Below are 18,994 nucleotides of genomic sequence, written 5' to 3' on the forward strand. Positions count from 1 at the left end.
GACGTGACGCCTTCCACCTCCAACCCGGCCGGGACGCCGGACATGAACGAGGTGGTGGGCCGGGACGACCTGCTCCTGCTCACCCTCGACACCCTGCGCCACGACGTTGCCGTCGAACTCGCCGCCGCCGGCCGCCTGCCGAACCTCGCCGCGCATCTGCCCGGCGGCACCTGGGAGCGGCGGCACGCGCCGGGAAACTTCACGTACGCCTCCCACCAGGCGATGTTCGCGGGTTTCCTGCCCACCCCGGCGACGCCGGGACCGCATCCGCGGTTGTTCGCGGCACGGTTCGCGGGCAGCGAGACGACGGCGGACCGCACGTTCGTCTTCGACACCCCGGACCTGGTGTCCGCTCTCGCCGCCCAGGGCTACCGCACGGTGTGCGTCGGCGGCGTCGGCTTCTTCAACAAGCAGGGCGCGCTGGGCGACGTACTGCCTGGACTCTTCCAGGAGAGCCACTGGGAGCCGGAGTTCTCGGTGGCTTCCCCGACCTCGTTCGAGGCCCAGGTCGCGCGGGCTGAGAAGACAGTGGCCGAACTTCCGGCGGAGCAGCGGCTGTTCCTGTTCCTGAACGCCGCCGCGCTGCACCAGCCGAACTGGTTCCACCTCCCCGGTGCCACCCGGGAGGCGGGCGACAGCCTGGACACCCACGCGGCGGCCCTGGAGTACATCGACCGTCACGTCGGACGGCTGTTCCGCGCGATGAGCTCACGGCGCCGCTGTTTCGCCATCGTTTGCTCCGACCACGGCACCGCCTACGGAGACGACGGCTACACCGGCCATCGCCTCGGCCACGACTCCGTGTGGACCGTGCCCTACAGCCACTTCTTCCTGGAGCCGACCGCATGACCGTCGCCCCACCGGCCGCCCCGACCGGGCTGCCGCGCCCGTACCAGAGCTACACCTACGCCTATCCCCACAAGACCGCCTACCGGCCTCTCGCACCGCGCCCCGCGCTGAAGGACCTGTGGGCGGGCGAGTCCCGGCGGTCGCTCTCGCTGTATCTGCACATCCCGTTCTGCGAGGTCCGCTGCGGTTTCTGCAACCTGTTCACCCGGATCGGCGCGCCCGGCGACCTGACGGGACGTTATCTGGACGCGGTGCGGCGCCAGGCCGCCGCGGTGCGCGAGGCCCTCGGCGACGAGGAGACCCCGCGGTTCGCCAACGCCGCTTTCGGGGGTGGCACGCCGACGTTCCTGGAGGCCGCCGAGCTGGAGCGGCTGTGCGACATCGCCGAGCAGGAGATGGGAGCCGATCTCCGCGCGATCCCGCTGTCCGTCGAGGCGTCGCCCTCCACGGCCACGGCCGACCGGCTGGCCGTGCTGGTCTCGCGCGGCACCACCCGCCTCAGTCTCGGGGTGCAGAGCTTCGTCGAGGAGGAGTCCCGTGCCGCCGTCCGGCCGCAGCGGCGCTCCGACGTCGAGGCGGCGCTCGGACGGATCCGCGAGGCGGCCGTCCCCGTCCTCAACATCGACCTGATCTACGGCATCGACGGTCAGACCGCGGCCAGTTGGCGTCACTCCCTGGACGCGGCGCTGGCCTGGCGCCCCGAGGAGATCTACCTCTACCCCCTCTACATCCGCCCCCTCACCGGTCTCGGCCGGCACACCGACGCGCAGACGGCCGACCGGGAATGGGACGAGCAGCGCCTGCGCCGGTACCGGGAGGGTCGCGACCACCTGCTGGCTCACGGCTACGAGCAGGTGTCGATGCGCATGTTCCGGCGCGCCGACGCACCACCGCAGGGACCCGACGACTACGCCTGCCAGACCGACGGCATGATCGGCCTCGGCTGCGGTGCCCGTTCGTACACCTCGACGCTGCACTACTCCTTCGACTACGCGGTGTCGATGCGGGAGATCCGCGGCATCATCGACGACTACACGGCCACCGAGGACTTCTCGCGCGCACTGCACGGCCGCCGTGTCGACGAGGACGAGGCACGGCGCCGGCATCTCCTCCAGTCCCTCCTCCAGGCCGAGGGCCTGCCCGTCGCCGACTACCGCCTGCGCTTCGGGTCCGATCCGTACGACGACTTCCCGACCGAGCTGGACACGCTCGCCGCACGGGGGTGGCTCGCGCACACCGGGGACGATCGGCTCCGCCTCTCCGCCGAAGGACTCGCCCACTCGGACGCGATCGGGCCCGAGTTCTTCTCCCCGGCGGTGCGGGACGCCATGGCCGCGTACGAGACGAAGTGAGGCTTCCGTGGACCTGACGATCCTGTACCGCGGCCCGCTCGCCTCCTGCGACTACGACTGTCCGTACTGTCCTTTCGCGAAGCGCCGCGACACCACCGCACAACTGCGGGCCGACCGCGCGGCGTTGGAACGGTTCACCGCGTGGGCGGGCGAGCAGCGGGAGGACCGGCTCTCGGTGCTCTTCACCCCGTGGGGTGAGGGGCTGGTCCGCTCCTGGTACCGCCGCGCCCTCGTGGAGCTCTCGCACCAGCCACACATCCGACGCGTCGCCATCCAGACCAATCTCAGCTGCCGTACGGACTGGCTCGAGGAAGCGGACCGGGACACGGTGGCCCTGTGGTGCACATATCACCCGGGCCAGACACCGCACGAGCGGTTCGTCGCCAAGACCCGCCAACTCACCTCCCTGGGCGTCCGCTTCAGTGTCGGCGTCGTCGGCCTGCCCGAGCACATCGAGCCCGCGCGCAGACTGCGGACGGAACTCCCGGAACCGGTCTACCTGTGGGTGAACGCCGCCGAAGGGCACACGTACACCGACGAGCAGGCCGCCGAATGGACCGGGCTCGACCCGTTGTTCCCCTTCAGTCGCCACCCGCACCGGTCGGCGGGCCTGCCCTGCCGCACCGGTGAGTCCGTCATCTCGGTGGACGGCGACGGAACGGTCCGCCGCTGTCATTTCGTACGCGGCGAGCTGGGCCGGCTGTACGACGGTTCCTACCGGGCCGCGCTCGCCCCGCGCCCCTGCCCCCTGACGGTGTGCGACTGCCACATCGGCTACGTACATCTGGAGACGCTGCCGCTGTACGACGTCTTCGCGGGCGGTGTCCTGGAACGCGTTCCGAGAGCGCTGCCGGACCGGGCGCTTCTCCCCCTGATCCCGACGATCCCGGCGACTCGCTCCGTCTGACCGTCCGTTCCGCGGGGCGGTGCCGGTTCGTTCAGGGCCGATCGGCGCAGCACGGGAACGCCCCTGGGTCACCCGCGCCCGCCGTGCCAGCGGACGGCGGCGGCACCGGCGAAGTCGCCGGCGTGGGCGAATCCCCCCACTACCACCAGGTCACCGCCCTTCACCTGACCCGAGCGGATCGCACGGTCCAGGGTGATCGGGATCGCCGCTCCGAAGAGGTTGCCGTACTGGTCGAAGGTGTTCAGGTGCCGTTCGGCAGGCAGTTGCAGCGCTTCACGCCAGTTCCGCAGGAAGGTGCGGTTCGGCTGGTTGGTGATGAGGACGTCGATGTCGCCGGTCGCCACGTCGAGCCGTCGGCAAAGGTCCGTGACAACCTCCGGGACCAAGCGGTTGCCGCGTGCCAGGACCTTGGCGACGCTGGCGTCGGTGAACCCGATCCGCAGCTGGGACTCTCCCGGCTCCCAGTACTTGCGGCCGTCGTCGACCGCCACGGTCATGTCCCCGGCGTACTCGCCGATGTGCCGGGTCTCCACGTCGAGGACCGGGGTGTCGGCCGACGTCGTCACATATCCCACGCCGCAGCCGTCGCCCGGGATCGCCGCCTGGGCGAGCCTGCGCACCTCGGACTGGGTGAAGCACTGGCCGGCGGCGCTCTGCGCGTTGCAGATCAGCGCGGACTTGGCATCGGTGGTGGTGAGGATCTGCCGTGCCAGCTTCAGCATGTACACGAAGGAGGCGCAGCCGGCGTTGGCCACATCGACGAGCCACTCCGGGCTCAGGCCCAGTCGGCGTGCCACCTCGGTGCCGGCGCCGACGAAGGGCAGATCCGGCAACTGGCTGTGCACCAGCAGCACGTCGACACCCCGGATCTCGTCCCTGCCGTGCCGTTCGATCAGGGGCTGCACGGCGCGCTCGATCATCTCCGCGTTGGTCTCGTCCGCGGCCACGTGGTGCCGTAGCGGCGGGACCTTGAACATGGGGTGGCCGCGGAGCTTGTCCTCCGCTCCGGGGTAGTCGGTGTAGAACTCCGCGGGAACGGGCTCGCCGGGAAGGTAGCTTGCGACGTCGGTGAGGCTGACCGTGGTCACTGTGCTGCCACCGCCCTGGCCGGCGCCACGCTGACCGGCAGGCCGTGGCGGTGGCGGTGTTCCAGGATCACCTTGAGGTTGTTCATCTCCACTGTGTGCCCCGCGTAGAAGAGGTCCCAGTAGTCGCCCACCCAGGGCCGGTCCGGGCGGGGAGCCAGGTCGGGGTGCGGGTTGTTGTCGTAGTAGGGATGCCGGCAGTTGGTCCAGGTGATCACCGATCCCGGCTTGTCGAGCACCTGGCGGGCCGGTACGACGCGCATCAGGTAGATCATCCACAGCTTGTCGGCCTGATCCCAGGAGCAGTGGAAGTCCACGGTCATGGCCTCGGGGTTGGCGACCACCTTGCAGTAGATCCTGGTGTCGTCCTCGAGTCGGTCGTGGCCGACCCACAGCCCGGGTGTGCCGGAGGGAGCGAAGTCCCGCAGGCTGCAGGTCCACTCCTCCAGATGGTGGCCTTGGCGCAGGTAGTCGTAGGCCAGTTCCGGGGGGCAGTCGACGTACTCATGGATGGTGCAGTACTGCCCGTAGACCTGATGGTGAGGGTAGACGGCGTGGGTGAGCTCCATGCAGTGGGCGGTCAGCTCGTCCTTGCCCGGGTTCTCGATCCGCATCAGACCGGGGATGTCAGCCAACGGGGACGATTCGTCGCTCATCTGAACTCTCCTTGCTGTCGGCGTTCTCATTACTGCCGGTGGCTTCGGCGAAGGACTGAAAGGGGAGGAACGGAGGGATCTCCTGCGGGTCGCAGTCCACTGCGACGAAAGCCGGGCCGCCGCCCGTGTTGCTGCGCGACAGCGCCTTGCGCAACTGCGCGGCGTTCTCGGCTCCGGTGACGTCGAGGGACGGGAAGGCAGCGGCCACCCCGGCGGCGATGTCGGTGCGGCCGAACAGATCGTCGCTGCGGACACCGCCCTGGAGGAACTCCTCACGCAGCACGCACATGGCGTGGGCGTTGTTGTTGAAGATGACGAAGGTCACCGGTGCGGCGTACTCCACCGCGGTGTGCACTTCCGTCCCGTGCATGAAGAAGGCGCCGTCGCCGGCGAGTACGTAGGTGCGTCGCCCGGTGGCGAGCGCGGCGCCGATGCCGGCACCGAAGGTGTAGCCCATGCCCCCCATACCGACCGCGACCACGAAACGGCCGTGGCGCGGTGCCGGGAGGAGATGGATCGCGCTCGCACCCGCGTTACCGGCGTCGACGAAGACGTGCGCGTCCTGAGGGAGTGCCGCCTCCACCGCGGCGACCGCCTGGGCGTAGGGGACGGTTCGCCCGCCGGCGGCCGGGGAGACCGGACCCGGCATCGGAGTGGGGAGAGGGCCGGAGTGCTGGGGGCAGGCATGTGAGCGTGACGGGAGTAGGCCGGTCACCGCGCGCAGCGCGTCCCGCAGGTCCCCGCCCAGTGCGGCGCCCGCCACGAACGGCCGCTCGGGGCCCAGGGAGACGACTTCGGTGGCGGCCAGGGCCCGCTCAAGGCCGCCGCGCGCCAGGAGCGGCAGCCGGGTACCGACCAGCAGGCACACGTCGGCCCGCCGCAGGCAGTCTTGGACGTTGGCGTGGCCCATCACTCCGGCCACGCCCGCAAACCGGGGATCACGGTTGTCGAAGACATCCTTGGCGTCCGGGGTGACCGCCACCCACGCACCGAGGCTCCGGGCCAGTTCGGCCAGTTCCGCACGCGCGTCCGCGGCGGCGACGCCCTCACCGGCGATGACGAGGACCCTGTCGGCCCCACGAAGGACGTCCGACACCTCGGCGAGTGCCGTGCCGTCGAGCCGTGCCGCCGATGCCGTCGGCGCGGACGTCGGCACGCCCGGTGTCGGTGCCGAGCCGAGGCCGGGCAGCCGGATCCGCGCCTGCTGCACGTCCTTGGGCAGCAGTAGCACCGCCGGCCCGCGCGGATCGGTCTGTGCCGCCGCCAACGCCCGCGGCAGCAGGTCCATGAGGGAGTCCGCGTCCTCGACGCGGGCGCAGAACCGGGAGATGGGCGTGAAGACCTCCCCGGCGTCGAAGGAACCCCCCTTGCCGCTGGAGTCCTGGAACGCTCCGTGGCCTTCCTGGCCGGTCGGCGGCTGGCCCACCAGCGCCAGCACGGGCACCCGGGAGGCGTGCGCCTCCGCCAGGCCCGGTACCAGGTTCATCGCACCGCCGCCCGAGGTGGCCGCAACGACGCCGAGGCGCCTGGTGGTTCGGGCATATCCGTCGGCCATGGTGACGGCCGAGAACTCGTGCTTGGCGACGACACCGCGGATGGCACCGCCGCGGTGAACGGCGTCATACAGGTCCTCGATGTTCGCGCCGCCGACGCCGAACATGTGGGTGACACCGGCCCTGGCGAGCTCCGCTGCCAGATGGTCGACCAGGCGTACGGTCCCTGCCTCGGGTAAGTCCGAGGTGGTGGTGGTCATGCGGGGCTCCTGTCCGTCTCATGGCGCCGGTCGATGAGGCCGGATGGCGTGACGACCTGAAAACGGTGCCGGTACTCCTTCGGAGTGAGTCCCAGGCTTCGTCCGAAGCAGCGGAAGAAGGTCTCGGGGGCGCCGAATCCGCAGCGGCCCGCTATTTGACCGATCGGCAGATCGGTCGTCTCCAGCAGCTCGCGTGCGCGGGCGATGCGCGTGCGCTCCACGAACTGGCCGGGGGTCGCGCCCACCTCGCGCCTGAAGACCCGGGCGAAGTTGCGCGGGCTCATGTTGGCCCGCATGGCCATCTCGGCCACGGGCAACGGGTTGTGCAGGTTCTCCAGAATCCACTCCTGTGCGGTCCGGATGGGTGGATGGTCGGCCAACTGGGCGTCAAGCACCGCGCTGAACTGGGACTGCCCTCCATGCCGTTTGAGGAAGAGCACCAGAAAGCGCGCCGTCTCCAACGCGAGCGCCGCACCGTGATCGGCCTCCACCAGGGCAAGTGCCATGTCGATCCCGGTCGACACGCCCGCCGAGGTCACGAAGGGGCCGTCCCAGACGAAGATCGGCTCGGCATCCACCGTCACGGCCGGATAGCGGCAGGCCATCGCCTCGCTGTACGCCCAGTGCGTGGTGGCACGTCTGCCGTCCAGAAGGCCCGCTTCGGCCAGCAGAAAGGATCCGCCGCACACCGAGGCGACTCTGCGCGACCGGGCCGCGGCCTTGCCGATCCACGAGACCAGCGCCTGGTCCCCGAGCACCTCGCCGAGACTCCATCCGCCCGGGACGAGGAGGGTGTCGATGGATCCCTGCCCCGCCTCCAGCGGCGAGGCCTCCACGACCACTCCTGAACTCGTGCGCACCAGTGGTGCGTCGGCGGAGACCAGGTCGATCCGATAGGGGGCGGCCGCCGCGGCAAGGAGCCGGTTGGCGACATCGAACACTTCAATCGGTCCGGTGATGTCCAGCGCCATGGCGCCCGCGTACACCACCACAACAACACGTCGCTCAGACACGGTCACAGCCTGTATCGGATCTCGCACTGACTGCAATGACAGATTAGTGACGCATCCGGCCATCAGACGGGCGTCCCATGCGGGAGAAGGGCTGTTGACCAGGGAGCTTGTCCGCGACAACCGACCGTGGCGGGTGAGGTAACTCACAGGTGGGCGGCTCTTCGGGACCGACGCTCTGAACACGCGCGGTGCCGTTTCCGCAGGTTCACCCGGTCCATGGCGCACGGTCGCCCACCAGTGCGGCGGGCCACCACCAGGAACGTCTGTCGCCGTGTCGACGGAGAGTTCTCAGAGGCGGCGGGAACGCTGTCCGTTGCGGGCTCGGTCCAGAAGATCCCGGACCGCTCTTTCCCTGTGCTCCTCAGCTCGTGCGGCAAAGGCTTCCAGCAACGCCAGCAAGTGAGGTCCGACCGGCCCCGTCTCGCGCTCCTTCTCGACGTAAGGCGCAATGGCATTCCAGACCTGCGGCACTCTCGTGTGTAGGAGAGCCACCACTTGCTCTTCGCTGGTGATGCCCATCGACGTCATCCCCGCGAAGGTCTGCAGAAAGTACGCGACATCGTAGACAGCCTCCTTCGCGTGGAGGGGAAGTCCACTGATTCCCTGCCCCAGTTCCGGAGGGTGTTCTTCATGGAGCTTGGTACAGACATAGAGGTAGTGGTCGTTGAGTTCGACGCTTCGGAACTGGCCGAGCAGTTCGACCAGTACGGGCAGGTGGTTGGCTTCTCTGGCGATCCGAACCTGTTGGCGCGCGAACCATACAGCGGCTACCAGCGCCGCGATCGATATGCTGATCGCGGCGATGTTCAAGTAGGTGGAGCCATCCATTGGTTCCCTTCTTCCGTCTTTTGGATCAGCCTCCACTCGACGACACCGGTGGTCGAGGTGCGATGTGCGGGTCACGCACATCGTGAGCGGGATAGTGCCCAGGCCAAGTGATCCCCAAAAGACCGGACCCGCTCCGGAGGGCCACAACAGGTGATGCCGGGTCCGGAGATGCCAGTCGCCGGGCGCGCGCGGAGCGGTGGCGCCGCGAGGAACCAGGCTCCGAGGGCTGGGCGCCGGCGTGACTTGGACCCGCGTACCGGCTCGGCTGCACGCGCTGCCCCAAATGGCCGTCGACAGCCGCGAGTTGGAGCGACACCATGGTGCCCCGGCGGTTGCCGCCACCCTGCGCTGCTCCACCACGGCGGACATCAAGGCGATCCATGTGCGCGGCATGGTCAGGCGACGACGGCTGGCCTGGGAAAGCATCCAGGACATCAGGGCCGAGGCCAATCCGGCCGCGGCGATGCAGAACGGTGCGGCCAACGTGCTCGTGCACGCCTACGGCATCGACGGCAGCAAGGTGCTGCTTCCGTTCCTCGACGACGTGCATGTGAACGTGGAGCGCGAACTCGGGGTGCTGCTGCAGGCATGGGAGGAGCTGCGCGGTGCGGACTGGGCGCCGAGCCCCGAGGCCGCCGTCCTCATCAACCGGCGCAATGCCCGCCAAGGGGCCGTGGTGGCCGGTTTCGTCGCGGTGATGCTGGCGTTCATCCCGCTGACGGTGCTGATGCTGCTGCCGCTCTTCGTGGACCTGCCCGGATGGCTCGAGTCGATATTGCAGCCCTTCGCGGTCATGGGGGTGTGGGGGCTCCGCTGGTGTTCGCACTGACCGCGATCGCCTCGTACCGCGGGCGCCTGCGCAGCGGATGACGGACGCGATGGCGCCGAGGTGCCCACCAGCGGGACGCGAAGTGACCGGCGCCGGCCCTCGGAGTCAGACCCGGCCGATTCGAGGCGTGCGCAAGGCTGATTGCGGTGCCCCGTCGGCATGACGCAACAGACCGTCGGCTTGCTGATCCACGGCTCCGCCCGTGCCCACAACTTCCGCCCCTAGCCCACGGGCTCCAACTGCGCCGGATCAACGCGGAATTGACTCTTGAGACTGCGCCCGCGCGTACCCTGAAAGGACAGCACAGGCAACGGGGGACGACATGAAGGAATCCTACGAGCTGTACCGCGACGCCGTCGACGACGTGTGGAAGGGCTGGTGGGTGGCCTGGCCGCTGTCGCAGCGCGTCGCGCTCGGCGACGTGCTGGAGAACGCGGACGGCCGGGTCCGGACCGCGGGCACGCTCACCGGCCGGGGAATCGCTTTCGATCCGCGCCCCGGCACGCCCCGCAACGCGTACAAGCACGACGCACGGGGCTCCGTCTCCGTGGTTCTCAAGGCGGCGGGATCCGCCGCGGACGGCTTCGCATCCCTCGCCGTCGCTGACGCCGGGGCCCGGATCCGGTTCACGAAGGGGGACACCGCGTTCATCGTCTACGACGGACTGACCGAGACCACCGTCGCCGATGCACGAGGGCTCGCCGCCGCGTTGGTGACCCGCGGCTGGGACGACTGGGACGACACTCTGCTCGCCGTCACCGGCGTTGTCGAGGCCGCCTCCGGGACGGTGCTCACCACCGCGGAGAGCGGAGCCTTCGCCGAGCTGCGGGTGAAGGTGGGTGCCGGGCCGGTACAGCCTGTCCTCGCCGACCTAGCGGGCAGCGCGTCCATCGAGGGCCGCCATGCGCTCGGACTGGAGTGGCTGGGCACCGAACTCACCCCGTTCTTCCAGGTGGTCCGCCTGCGCAAGGCGTGGTTCGGCAAGGTGAAGAAGGACTACGGGCCTCGCCAACCGGGGCGCGGTGCCGCCCCCGTCCCCGTCCCTCCCGTGCTGCTGGAGGAGGCTCAGGACGATCCCGGTGCGGTGTTGGAGGACGTCTCACCGGGCGAGCAGCCGCCGCTCGGCTTCGCCACGGCCTAGGCACTTCACGGGGATCACGATGGTACGCGGCACACACACCGAGGTCCGTACGGGCGAGGTAGAACTGCGGATCGCCCCGGCCACGGACGGCTCACCTGGATACGTCGTCCACCTGTCGGCGCAGGACCGTCCCCCGATATCGGCCGACCTGGGCCCGCTGGAGGAGACCGGCGAGCTCACGAAGGTCCTGGAGCACGGCGCTGACGAGGACGAGCGCGAACAGGCGGGCGAGCACCTGTACTTGGCGCTGCTCGGTGGGGCTCTCGCACAGGAGTGGATGTCGGTGGCGGCGGAGGGCCCGCCCAGGCGCATAAGCCTGGAAGTGGAGCCTCCTGAACTGCGGACGCTTCCCTGGGAGTTGCTTCGCCACCAGGGCAGGTGGCTGTGGCGACGTCCCGAAGCGGTCTGGAGACGCGGCTGTGCGGCCGACTCACAAGCTGCCGCCGTCCCTTCCTCGCTGCTCGGTCCGCTGCGGGTTCTGGTCGTGATCTGCACTCCGCCGCACGACGACCGTCTCCTCGCGGAGCAGGAACTCGCCACGATTTCGGGGGCCTTGGAGCGTTCGCCCGGCCGTACGTATCTGGACGTTCTCGACGCTCCCGCGGACGCCGCTGTGCTGGCCGAGCGCATCGACAAGCTCCGCCCGCACGTCGTGCACTACATCGGCCACGGGATGCCTCGCGCCGGAAGGGGCAGTCCCGTACTCGCCTTCACCCCGGCCGAGGCGGGACCTTCGGGGCCCGACACCTGGGAACTGGAAGCGGAGGCGATCGCCGACCTGACGCTGTGGAAGCCCCTGCTGGTGGTACTCAACGCCTGCCACTCGGGCAGGGCCGATCCAGCCGACTGGGTGGGCGGCATGGCCCAGGCGTTCCTGGACGCGGGAGCCAGGGCCGTGGTGTCGATGCAGGACGACATCGCCTCGCAGTGTGCTGTCACCTTCTCTCACACGTTCTACGAGGCTCTCGGCGCCGACCGGCCTGTCGACGAGGCGGTGGCCGCCGCGCGCTCCGAACTGGCCAGGCGTGCACCCCGGAGCGGGGTGTGGGCCCTGCCGGTCCTGTTAACCTGTGGCGACCCGCAGTCCGTCCTGCCGATCGCGTTCGCACCGCCGCCCACCGCTTCCGTCCAGGACATTCTGCGCTGCAAGCAGTACGTCGACCTCGGGCGGTTCGTGGGACGCGCCGACGAGCGCCGGCAGGCCTGGTGGGCACTCGACAATCCCGGGCAGTCAGCGGACGGGACCGACCGCCCCGTTCTGGTGATCAGCGGCCACTCCCAGGCCAATTTCGCGCGGACCGGCAAGAGCTGGCTGACCAACTGGTGTCTGATCACGTGGTTTCTGCGCGGGCACCGCGTGGTCTCGGTCAACCTGGCCAAGCGGCCGGCTCCTTCGGCGCAGGCCGGCGACACGAATGTGTACACCAAGCACAAGGACTGGCTCACAACCCTCCGCCTGATCCGGCAGGAGGCCACCTCTCCCGAGCAGTTGTGCCCCTTGCCCGCGCAAGCCTTCGGTGAGTTCAATGCCGTGGTCAATCACCTGGTCGAGGCGCCGGTCCTGCCGAACGGCACGCTGGAGCCGGCCGACGACGAGGGACGCCGGTTCAACGACGAGATCGGCGACCCCTACGACCGGCGCAAGGAGCGCATCGTCAGCGCGTTCCTCCAGGCTTTGCAGAAAGCGAGTGACGGAAGGCCTCTTGTTGTCGCCCTCGATCACACCGAGAGCATCATGCAGGGCGCCTTCACACAGGTGCTCTACAGATGGCTGGTGCGCCCCATCGCGTACGGGCAGGCGCCACCTTTGCGGCTCATTCTCGTCGCCCCGGACTCGTGGGTGGGCCCGACTCTGCCCGAGACGGACTCGCACATGATCACCCGGGTGAGGGTCGGCGACTTCGACAGCGCACAGTTCATGCGGCTCGCCCGGTTGTACGGCAGCCGTCTGGGTGTCCCCACCGACGACACGGTCGTCAAAGCGTTGGAGGGAATTCACCAGGCCCTGGACCAGCACTTCAGTGTGGAACTCTTCGCGCAACTGGCAGGGATCCTGCCCCAGTGGGGTGCGGCCGACCTGCAGGAGGCATGGCGATGACCGACGTCCTCGCGGAGATCACCCGTCGGCTCGCCTCCGGCGAGAGTCTGGAGGCCATCAGCCGTGCGCTGCGCCCGGCGCACTGGACGGCGGTACTCCGCGCCTGCGCTGTCGCCCGCACCTTCGACGCAGCCCTCTACGAGGAAGTGCTGCGCCCGCACGCCCTCGCGGCGGAACCCGCAACCCCCGCGCTGGAGGAGCTTGTTCGCGCTCGTGCGGTGGAGCCGGTCGGCTCCGAACCGGGCAGGTTCGCCTTGTCGGGAGCGAACCGGAACGCCTACTTCCTCGACTGGGTCCAGGAGTTGGCCGATGGGGTGATGCCTGCCGAACTCGTGGCGCTGGAGGGCGACATCGCCGTTGTCCATCGCCGGGCACGCAACCATGCGGAGGCGGTACGGCATCTGCTGCTGGCGCGCCCCAAGGACGCCCTCGCCCTCTTTCGCGAGAGGTTCGCCGCAGCGGACGGTCTGCGTGACTTCGCCGCGTGCCAGGACCTGGTGGACGCGCTCGGCGACCCCGACCGGCTTCCGTTCGCCGACCCGGCGATCTCCGAACTGCGCCTGGACCGCGCCGGATACGTGCGCGCCCGCGACTACTGGGCGGCCGACTACTCGCGTTCCGCCCAGTTCCTGCAACCCACCGGACTGATCCAGAACGCCGAACGGTTACTGGCCGGAGAGCGCCGGGTCTGGCAGATGTACGCCCCCGGAGGCGCCGGCAAGACCATGCAGCTGCGCTGGCTGGTCGCCCGCTACTGCGTACCGGAGGAACGCGATGTCCTGTGCGCCCGGATCGACTTCGACGTCATCAACACCCATGCGGTGGGCCGCCATCCCTGGCTCCTGCTGCTGGAGATCGCCGAGCAGTTCGACCTGAGGCTGCCCGGCCGCGCCTTCGAACGGCTCGACTCCTATGCCGCGTACAGGGTTCTCCTCAACCGCCATTCCTCCACGCCCGCACAGGTCGCGGCCGCCGGCATCGACAGGCTCGACGGTGAGGCGGTGGAGAAGGAGGTACTGGAGACCTTCGCGGAACGTCTCAACCGGGCGCGCCCCGACCGTCCGGTGCTGCTGGTCGTCGACACGCTCGAAGAACTGCTCCTCCACGGACACGGTGAGACAGAGCGGACGCTGCGGATGTTCGGCCGGCTTCTGAAGAGCTGCCCGAACCTCCGGTTGGTCCTCGCCGGCCGCTACAACCTGCGGGAACGACTTCCCGAAGCGCTCAGGGCGTTCCCACGCAAACAGGTTCAGCACATCCAGGTCCGCAAGTTCAGCCAGGCCCAGGCGCACGCCTACCTGACGGGTCTGCGGGGGATCACGAACAACGCGCTGGTGCGGGTCGCCGCGCGCAAGGCGGCGGGGCTTCCCTTCACGCTTGCCCTGTTCGCGGATCTCATCGAACAGGATCCGACGATCGGCGTCGAGGAGCTCAGGGCCTGTCAAGAACCCTTGGTGCGCTATCTGATCGACCGTGTGGTGCGGCGCATCGACGACCCGGCGGTGCGCTGGCTGCTGCGCTACGGGGTGATCCCCCGGCGGCTGCGTCGAGAGGACGTGTTCACGGTGATGCGCCCCTGGCTGGCCCGGGGTATCACCGACCGTTCCGACGCCGATGATCCCCGTCGGGACGACCACCACTTGCACGGCAGCGACGACATCTTCCCTTTCGCGGCGGCCGAGCCCACCGACGAGGAACTGGACCGTGCCTGGCAGCGGCTGCACGACTACGCCGGCAGTTCCGCGTGGGTTTCACGGCACGCGGGCGACGACAGCACTGTCATCTTCCACGCGAAGGTGCTGGCGCCGATGCGGCTGCTGGTCTCGGGTCATCAGGTCTTCGGCCGTCTGCACCGGGATTTCATCGCGCACTTCGACGAACTGGCCACGGCACACCCCGAGCAGTGGGTCACGTACATGAAGGAGGCGACGTATCACCGTTTTCAGGCAGGGGACCCGCAGGCGGCCCGGATGTGGGCGAGCGCCCTCCAGAAGGTGAACAAGGACGGCAGCCGGTCCGAACAGATCCAGGAACTGTGCGAAGAGGTCCTCGGCGACGAGTACCTCGACGAAGGGTTCCCCAGGCTCCGCCTCGACGGGCAGCCCTTGATTCGCCACGGATCCGTCGCGGACGCCCACCTGGCCATCGCCGCGGTGGCGGCGCGCAGCTATCTGGACGTTCCCTCCCTCAACCCCTCGGACCCCGCCTGGAGTGAGGTCGAACGCCGTCTCGCCTGGGTACGCAAGCTGCGCCGGGCCACGGACGAACCGTTCGACACCCGGGACCGCGAGTCCTATCTGCAGGCGCTCGTCCTCTACGGCCGCGGCCACTTCGACGAGGCTGCGCAGGTCGTTCAGGGCACTCTGGATGCCGGGGTCGGGGACGAACTGCGGGAAAGCCTGCAGGTGCTGCTCTCCCGCATCCAAGTCCGGGCGAGCGATCCGCGGGCCGAGACCACCTACCGAGCCGCGATCCACACCGCGCGCGTTCGCGGTGTCCCGCAGAACGAGGCGCGGATCTCCCTGGAACTGGCTCGGAACCTGCAGGAGCAGGGGCGTATCGATCAAGCAGTCGAACTCCACAACCGGGTGGCTGTGTCCAGCGGCGCGACGGCCGTGTCGAGTGATGCCTTCAGAAGGCTCCACAACCGTGCGCTGCTGCGCCGAGCGGGCGCTGAGATCGCCTCGTTCGCTCCGAGTTCCGCTGTGCGCACGCTGCGGGAGATCGACCTCGGGGCGCTGCGTCCCGCCGAGCGGGTCGACGCCTGTATGGCCGAGGCACGGGCCCGTCTCCTGATGGGGCACTCGATCCGCGCCTTCGAGGCCCTGCGCAGAGCTGAGGAGACTTCCCAGTCCGACGTCCACGACTCCACCCGCTACCACGGTCTGGCGGAGTGCGCCGTGCTGCGCGGCATCATCGAAGGCCGGGTGCTGGCGGTGGACGACGCGGAGCGGTCCTTCGCGCGGGCCGCCGGGCTATGGAGCGACCTGGGACACCCGGACGGGCATCCGTCCTCGCTGCTCCACTACGCCCGTTTCCTCGCACAGTCCCTCGGTGATCTCCGCCGGGCCGCGAACGCTCTCGAGCAACTGCGGACGGTGGACACCACAGGCGAATACGCCGTTCCCGCAGCGCTGTTGTGGCGCGAACTCGCCCGCCAGGGCTACGCCGTAGCGGACGCATCGCTCCTGGACGTCGCCCTGCGCTCGCGCATGGACCTGCTCGACGGCGGTGTGGCCGCGGTCCTCGCCGACCCCTCACGTGCGCAGGCCCTGGCGAAGGCACTCGCCGCCGTGGAGCCGGCCGAGGCCCGCCTCAGCGCGCTGAGCGGCCTGGCGGGGTGCAGCGCTCCCGAAGGTGACCCCGTACCTGAACTCGAGCTGCTTCGCCCGCTCTTCGCTCCCTTGGCCGACGGACCGCCGCAGAGTGTCGATCACTGCCTTCGGCTCGCGGCTCTGGCGGAGTTCGAGCGTGTGTCGGGTCGCCACCACGAGGCGACTCGGCTGGTGGCACAGGCCTACCCGGTGCTCGCGGCATCGGCGGACCTGGATGATCCTCTGCCCACGTGGACCTGGGCGAAAGCCCAGATCCGCATCAACGGAGTCCCGGAGGGGGCGCTCAGCCGGTCGCTCTGTGTCCAGGCCGCGACACCGCGCCCTCCCCTGCTGCGGGCAAGCGCGCACTGGCTGCTGGCGTTGACGGAGAGCGACGTCGGTGACAAGCGGGCTTTGCTGATCCATGCCTCGGAGCATCTGAGCGAGGTGCACCGGCCGTCGCTGTGGGCGCAGTACATTCTGCGATCGATCGCGCTCGTGAACGATGACGAGTCGACCCGCCGAGCTGCCCTGCGCATGTCGGCGTCCCTCGGCTACCCCTCGGAGGACGGCTCCGCGCCGTCGGTGGACCTCGCCCGGGCCGAGCACGAGGACGTGTACCACGTGGACTCCTCGTTCCGGATCACCTCAGGGCCGTTGCCCACGGCCCATGCCTTGTACGCCAACTGGCGCAATGCCGTGTCCGCCAATTCCTCCTCCTTGCGACGTCGGGCACAGGCCACCCCGCCGGTCGACAGCGTGCGCATCCAGGCCGACGAGGCAGGGTTGCACGCCTTCCCGTGGGAACTCGCGCTCAGGCCCAAGAACGCCGCCCCGTATCGCACGCTGCCGGAGGCCGCGGAGGCCGTCGACGTACGGGCGGTCCAGGCTGTGCTCAACACGGCCACAGCAGACAGAAAACTGGTGACCGACGGCGTTTGGGGAAGCCTGAGCCAAGCGGCGGCCGCCGGTGCGCTCGGGGTCGCCTTGACCGCGGTGGGCGGGCCCATCGCCGCGGTCAGCACCATGCCCACGGTGTGGAGGCTCGTACAGATCGCGCGTTGGAGAGCACAGAAGCGGGCCGGAGCCGGAACGGTCCTGGTGCTGCGTGACGAGCCGGTCGAAGGCGATACGTCGTACGTCTCCCCCACCGCGGCACGTCTCGCACTCGGCGGCTATCGGATGCACGGCTTCGACGTCCGGGAGATCCCTTCGTCGGCCGGTCTGCCCAGGCTCAAAGCCCCGCCGGCAGTGGTGCATGTGCGTGCCCCGCTCCGCCTCAAGGGCGGCACCCTCCCCTGCTTCGAGTTGTCCGCCACCCACCTCAGCCACGGGGAGCGGCTCGACCGGGCGGCCATGGGCGCCGATCTGACACCGGACCGGCTCGCGGAGTGGCTGACACAGTTCGAGCCGGGCACACAGCCGCTAATCGTCCTCGATCCCCCGCTGCCCGGATCGCCCGCCGACATCCCCCTGCAGCTCGTGCTCCGCAACCTGTTCGCGGCAACCCTGTTCGCCTCCGGTTACGCGCCGGCCGTTCTCGGTATGGGACTACGCGACCCGGCGAGGGGCCGGCAGACGGAGCTCCTGGCGCAGGCCGCCGTCGGAGACATCTCCCTGCTGAACCTGTGCACGCAACTGCGGCGTGCGCCCAACGGCACGGCCTCCCGCTTCGCGGACGCGGACTGGGGCGACGGCATCCTCGAGGCGGCCTCGGTGGCCCTGTTCGCGAGCCCCACCGCCCTGAGAGTCTCCGAACCCGAAACACCCCCCACCCCATGACAGCCACATCCTCCACCGGTGACCTGACGGCCGACGCCGGCTACCGCGCCCGGCGGGAGGCCGAAGTACGCCACCTCACCAGCGGTCTGAGGGTGGAGCTGGACGACTGGACTCTCGCCGCTGGACAAAACGGCCCGCTGGAAAAGCACCGGTCCCAGATCGAGAGCGCCGTACGGGTCGTGTCCTCAGCCCTCCTTCGCCTGCAGGACCTGCCGCCCGCCGAGCACGAACAGCGCGCCCCCGAACTCGTCCTCGATCTGCATCACTTGTGGGACTTCTTCCGCACCAAGCTGCTGGCCCGCCACATCCCGCGCTACAAAGCCTTCCTCGACGCGGCGGACGAACTCGCCTGGTTCATCTATGACCCCGTGCGCGGCGCCACCGCGAACCGCACGGCCCTCAAGGAGCCTCCGCTCACCTTCCTGAACCGGCAGCCCGTGCCTTTCGCCGCTCCTCGCGGCAGCGACTTCGAGGAGCTACTGCCCGCGGGAAGGCAGCGGACCCTCAGCGGACGTCGAGCCAGCAAACATCTGCCGTTCCCCCTCATCGGCATTCCCTGGTCCGCGAGCCACCACCTGCCGTCGCTCCTCGCCGTCGCGCACGAGACCGGTCATCACATCGAGGACGACTTCGCCCTCACGCAGGCATTGCGCACCCGCCTGCGGGAGCACTCCGGACTGGCGGAGGAAGCCATCACTCGCTGGGAGCCGTGGTTGGGCGAAGTGTTCGCCGATGTGTGCGCGACACTCGCGTGTGGAGACGCCTATCTGTGGACGCTCACGGACATGATCACCGCCACCGGACCGAGCGTCGGGACAGGCACAAAAACCTATCCGCCGCCCCACCTGCGCCTGCTCGTCTGCCGCGCCGCACTCACCGCCGGTGCCGACGCGCCGGCATCGCAACTCCCCGCCCTCGGCGGCTCACAGCCGGGAGACGCGGAAGCGGAAGCGGTGGTCGCCGCGCTCACGGGTGAAGGCTTTCCGGAGCTGGGCGGGGCTACGCTCAGCTCGCTGATCGGCCTGCGCCGAACCGCTGGACTGAAGGAGTCGATCGACAGGCTGCTCGCCGGTCTGCAGTCCCGACGCGGCGACGTAACGGGCGTACTGGCAGCGGCGACCCTCGCCTTCGTCCGTAGTCCGCAGGGGTACGACGAACAGTGCGTGGGCGACCGCGCGCTCCGCGAAGTCCTGTCCCTCGTGCCCGACGGCCCGCGCGCTGCCACGCTCCCCGACGCCATGCTCGCTCAACGCGACAGCGCCGCCGGACAAGAACTTCTCGATCTCCTCGTGTCGGGAGAGTGACACTCCCGCGGGCTCCCGGGCGAAGTACGTCAGGCCGGTTAATCCGCAGAACGGCCCTGAACCCGTGAGGCGTCATACAGCGG

General features: G+C 69.5%; 13 protein-coding genes. 8 read left to right on the plus strand and 5 right to left on the minus strand.

Annotated features, from left to right (window positions below; genetic code table 11):
- Positions 1–42: 42 nt before the first annotated feature.
- Genes ABZX90_RS16800 through ABZX90_RS16810 form a run of 3 tightly spaced genes read left to right on the plus strand, consistent with a single transcriptional unit; the run spans position 43 to position 3,108 of the window.
- On the plus strand, positions 43–849 hold the full coding sequence (locus ABZX90_RS16800) for an STM4013/SEN3800 family hydrolase (RefSeq protein WP_355205913.1): 807 nt from the start codon (positions 43–45) through the stop codon (positions 847–849).
- Positions 846–2,201: an STM4012 family radical SAM protein gene (locus ABZX90_RS16805; protein ID WP_355205536.1), complete on the plus strand. Its 1,356-nt coding sequence runs from the start codon at positions 846–848 to the stop codon at positions 2,199–2,201. Before ABZX90_RS16800 ends, ABZX90_RS16805 begins: the two co-directional genes overlap by 4 nt.
- A 7-nt stretch (positions 2,202–2,208) precedes the next feature.
- Positions 2,209–3,108: an STM4011 family radical SAM protein gene (locus tag ABZX90_RS16810; protein ID WP_355205538.1), complete on the plus strand. Its 900-nt coding sequence runs from the start codon at positions 2,209–2,211 to the stop codon at positions 3,106–3,108.
- Between the two features lie 68 nt (positions 3,109–3,176).
- Here ABZX90_RS16810 and ABZX90_RS16815 read toward each other — a convergent pair whose 3' ends face one another.
- From ABZX90_RS16815 to ABZX90_RS16835, 5 genes are all read right to left on the minus strand, one after another.
- Positions 3,177–4,196, minus strand: coding sequence for a ketoacyl-ACP synthase III family protein (locus tag ABZX90_RS16815; protein WP_351121229.1), 1,020 nt, complete (start codon positions 4,194–4,196; stop codon positions 3,177–3,179).
- The gene (locus ABZX90_RS16820) at positions 4,193–4,849 is read right to left on the minus strand and encodes an SRPBCC family protein (RefSeq protein ID WP_351121227.1); all 657 of its coding nucleotides are present in this window, start codon (positions 4,847–4,849) and stop codon (positions 4,193–4,195) included. Before ABZX90_RS16820 ends, ABZX90_RS16815 begins: the two co-directional genes overlap by 4 nt.
- Positions 4,821–6,602: a thiamine pyrophosphate-binding protein gene (locus ABZX90_RS16825; protein WP_355205542.1), complete on the minus strand. Its 1,782-nt coding sequence runs from the start codon at positions 6,600–6,602 to the stop codon at positions 4,821–4,823. Before ABZX90_RS16825 ends, ABZX90_RS16820 begins: the two co-directional genes overlap by 29 nt.
- A complete protein-coding gene (locus ABZX90_RS16830; protein WP_355205545.1) occupies positions 6,599–7,615 on the minus strand; it encodes a GlxA family transcriptional regulator in 1,017 nt (338 codons plus the stop codon). The genes ABZX90_RS16825 and ABZX90_RS16830 overlap by 4 nt, the downstream gene beginning before the upstream one ends.
- Positions 7,616–7,903: 288 nt before the next feature.
- Positions 7,904–8,443 (minus strand): hypothetical protein, encoded by a 540-nt coding sequence (locus ABZX90_RS16835; RefSeq protein ID WP_351121224.1) that lies wholly within the window; start codon positions 8,441–8,443, stop codon positions 7,904–7,906.
- Between the two features lie 283 nt (positions 8,444–8,726).
- Here ABZX90_RS16835 and ABZX90_RS16840 point away from each other — a divergent pair, with 283 nt between their 5' ends.
- The 5 genes from ABZX90_RS16840 to ABZX90_RS16860 all read left to right on the plus strand — a co-directional run bounded on the left by ABZX90_RS16840 (position 8,727) and on the right by ABZX90_RS16860 (position 18,911).
- Positions 8,727–9,272, plus strand: coding sequence for a PH domain-containing protein (locus tag ABZX90_RS16840; protein ID WP_351121222.1), 546 nt, complete (start codon positions 8,727–8,729; stop codon positions 9,270–9,272).
- Positions 9,273–9,594: 322 nt separating this feature from the next.
- A complete protein-coding gene (locus tag ABZX90_RS16845; RefSeq protein ID WP_355205549.1) occupies positions 9,595–10,413 on the plus strand; it encodes a hypothetical protein in 819 nt (272 codons plus the stop codon).
- A 19-nt stretch (positions 10,414–10,432) separates the two neighbouring features.
- Entirely contained in the window at positions 10,433–12,511 is a 2,079-nt protein-coding gene (locus tag ABZX90_RS16850; RefSeq protein WP_355205552.1) for a CHAT domain-containing protein, read from the plus strand.
- Positions 12,502–17,607: an AAA family ATPase gene (locus ABZX90_RS16855; RefSeq protein ID WP_355205555.1), complete on the plus strand. Its 5,106-nt coding sequence runs from the start codon at positions 12,502–12,504 to the stop codon at positions 17,605–17,607. Before ABZX90_RS16850 ends, ABZX90_RS16855 begins: the two co-directional genes overlap by 10 nt.
- Entirely contained in the window at positions 17,604–18,911 is a 1,308-nt protein-coding gene (locus ABZX90_RS16860; RefSeq protein WP_355205558.1) for a hypothetical protein, read from the plus strand. Before ABZX90_RS16855 ends, ABZX90_RS16860 begins: the two co-directional genes overlap by 4 nt.
- Positions 18,912–18,994: the final 83 nt, after the last annotated feature.

The organism is Streptomyces sp. NPDC002935 (genome assembly GCF_040611295.1).
Lineage (GTDB): Bacteria > Actinomycetota > Actinomycetes > Streptomycetales > Streptomycetaceae > Streptomyces.

What these genes read in the sequence shown, in the direction of transcription:
- ABZX90_RS16800 (WP_355205913.1), top strand. Translation starts at nt 43, where the DNA reads ATGAACGAGGTGGTGGGCCGGGACGACCTGCTCCTGCTCACCCTCGAC.
- ABZX90_RS16805 (WP_355205536.1), top strand. Translation starts at nt 846, where the DNA reads ATGACCGTCGCCCCACCGGCCGCCCCGACCGGGCTGCCGCGCCCGTAC.
- ABZX90_RS16820 (WP_351121227.1), bottom strand. Translation starts at nt 4,849, where the DNA reads ATGAGCGACGAATCGTCCCCGTTGGCTGACATCCCCGGTCTGATGCGG.
- ABZX90_RS16825 (WP_355205542.1), bottom strand. Translation starts at nt 6,602, where the DNA reads ATGACCACCACCACCTCGGACTTACCCGAGGCAGGGACCGTACGCCTG.
- ABZX90_RS16835 (WP_351121224.1), bottom strand. Translation starts at nt 8,443, where the DNA reads ATGGATGGCTCCACCTACTTGAACATCGCCGCGATCAGCATATCGATC.
- ABZX90_RS16840 (WP_351121222.1), top strand. Translation starts at nt 8,727, where the DNA reads ATGGCCGTCGACAGCCGCGAGTTGGAGCGACACCATGGTGCCCCGGCG.
- ABZX90_RS16845 (WP_355205549.1), top strand. Translation starts at nt 9,595, where the DNA reads ATGAAGGAATCCTACGAGCTGTACCGCGACGCCGTCGACGACGTGTGG.
- ABZX90_RS16850 (WP_355205552.1), top strand. Translation starts at nt 10,433, where the DNA reads ATGGTACGCGGCACACACACCGAGGTCCGTACGGGCGAGGTAGAACTG.
- ABZX90_RS16855 (WP_355205555.1), top strand. Translation starts at nt 12,502, where the DNA reads ATGGCGATGACCGACGTCCTCGCGGAGATCACCCGTCGGCTCGCCTCC.
- ABZX90_RS16860 (WP_355205558.1), top strand. Translation starts at nt 17,604, where the DNA reads ATGACAGCCACATCCTCCACCGGTGACCTGACGGCCGACGCCGGCTAC.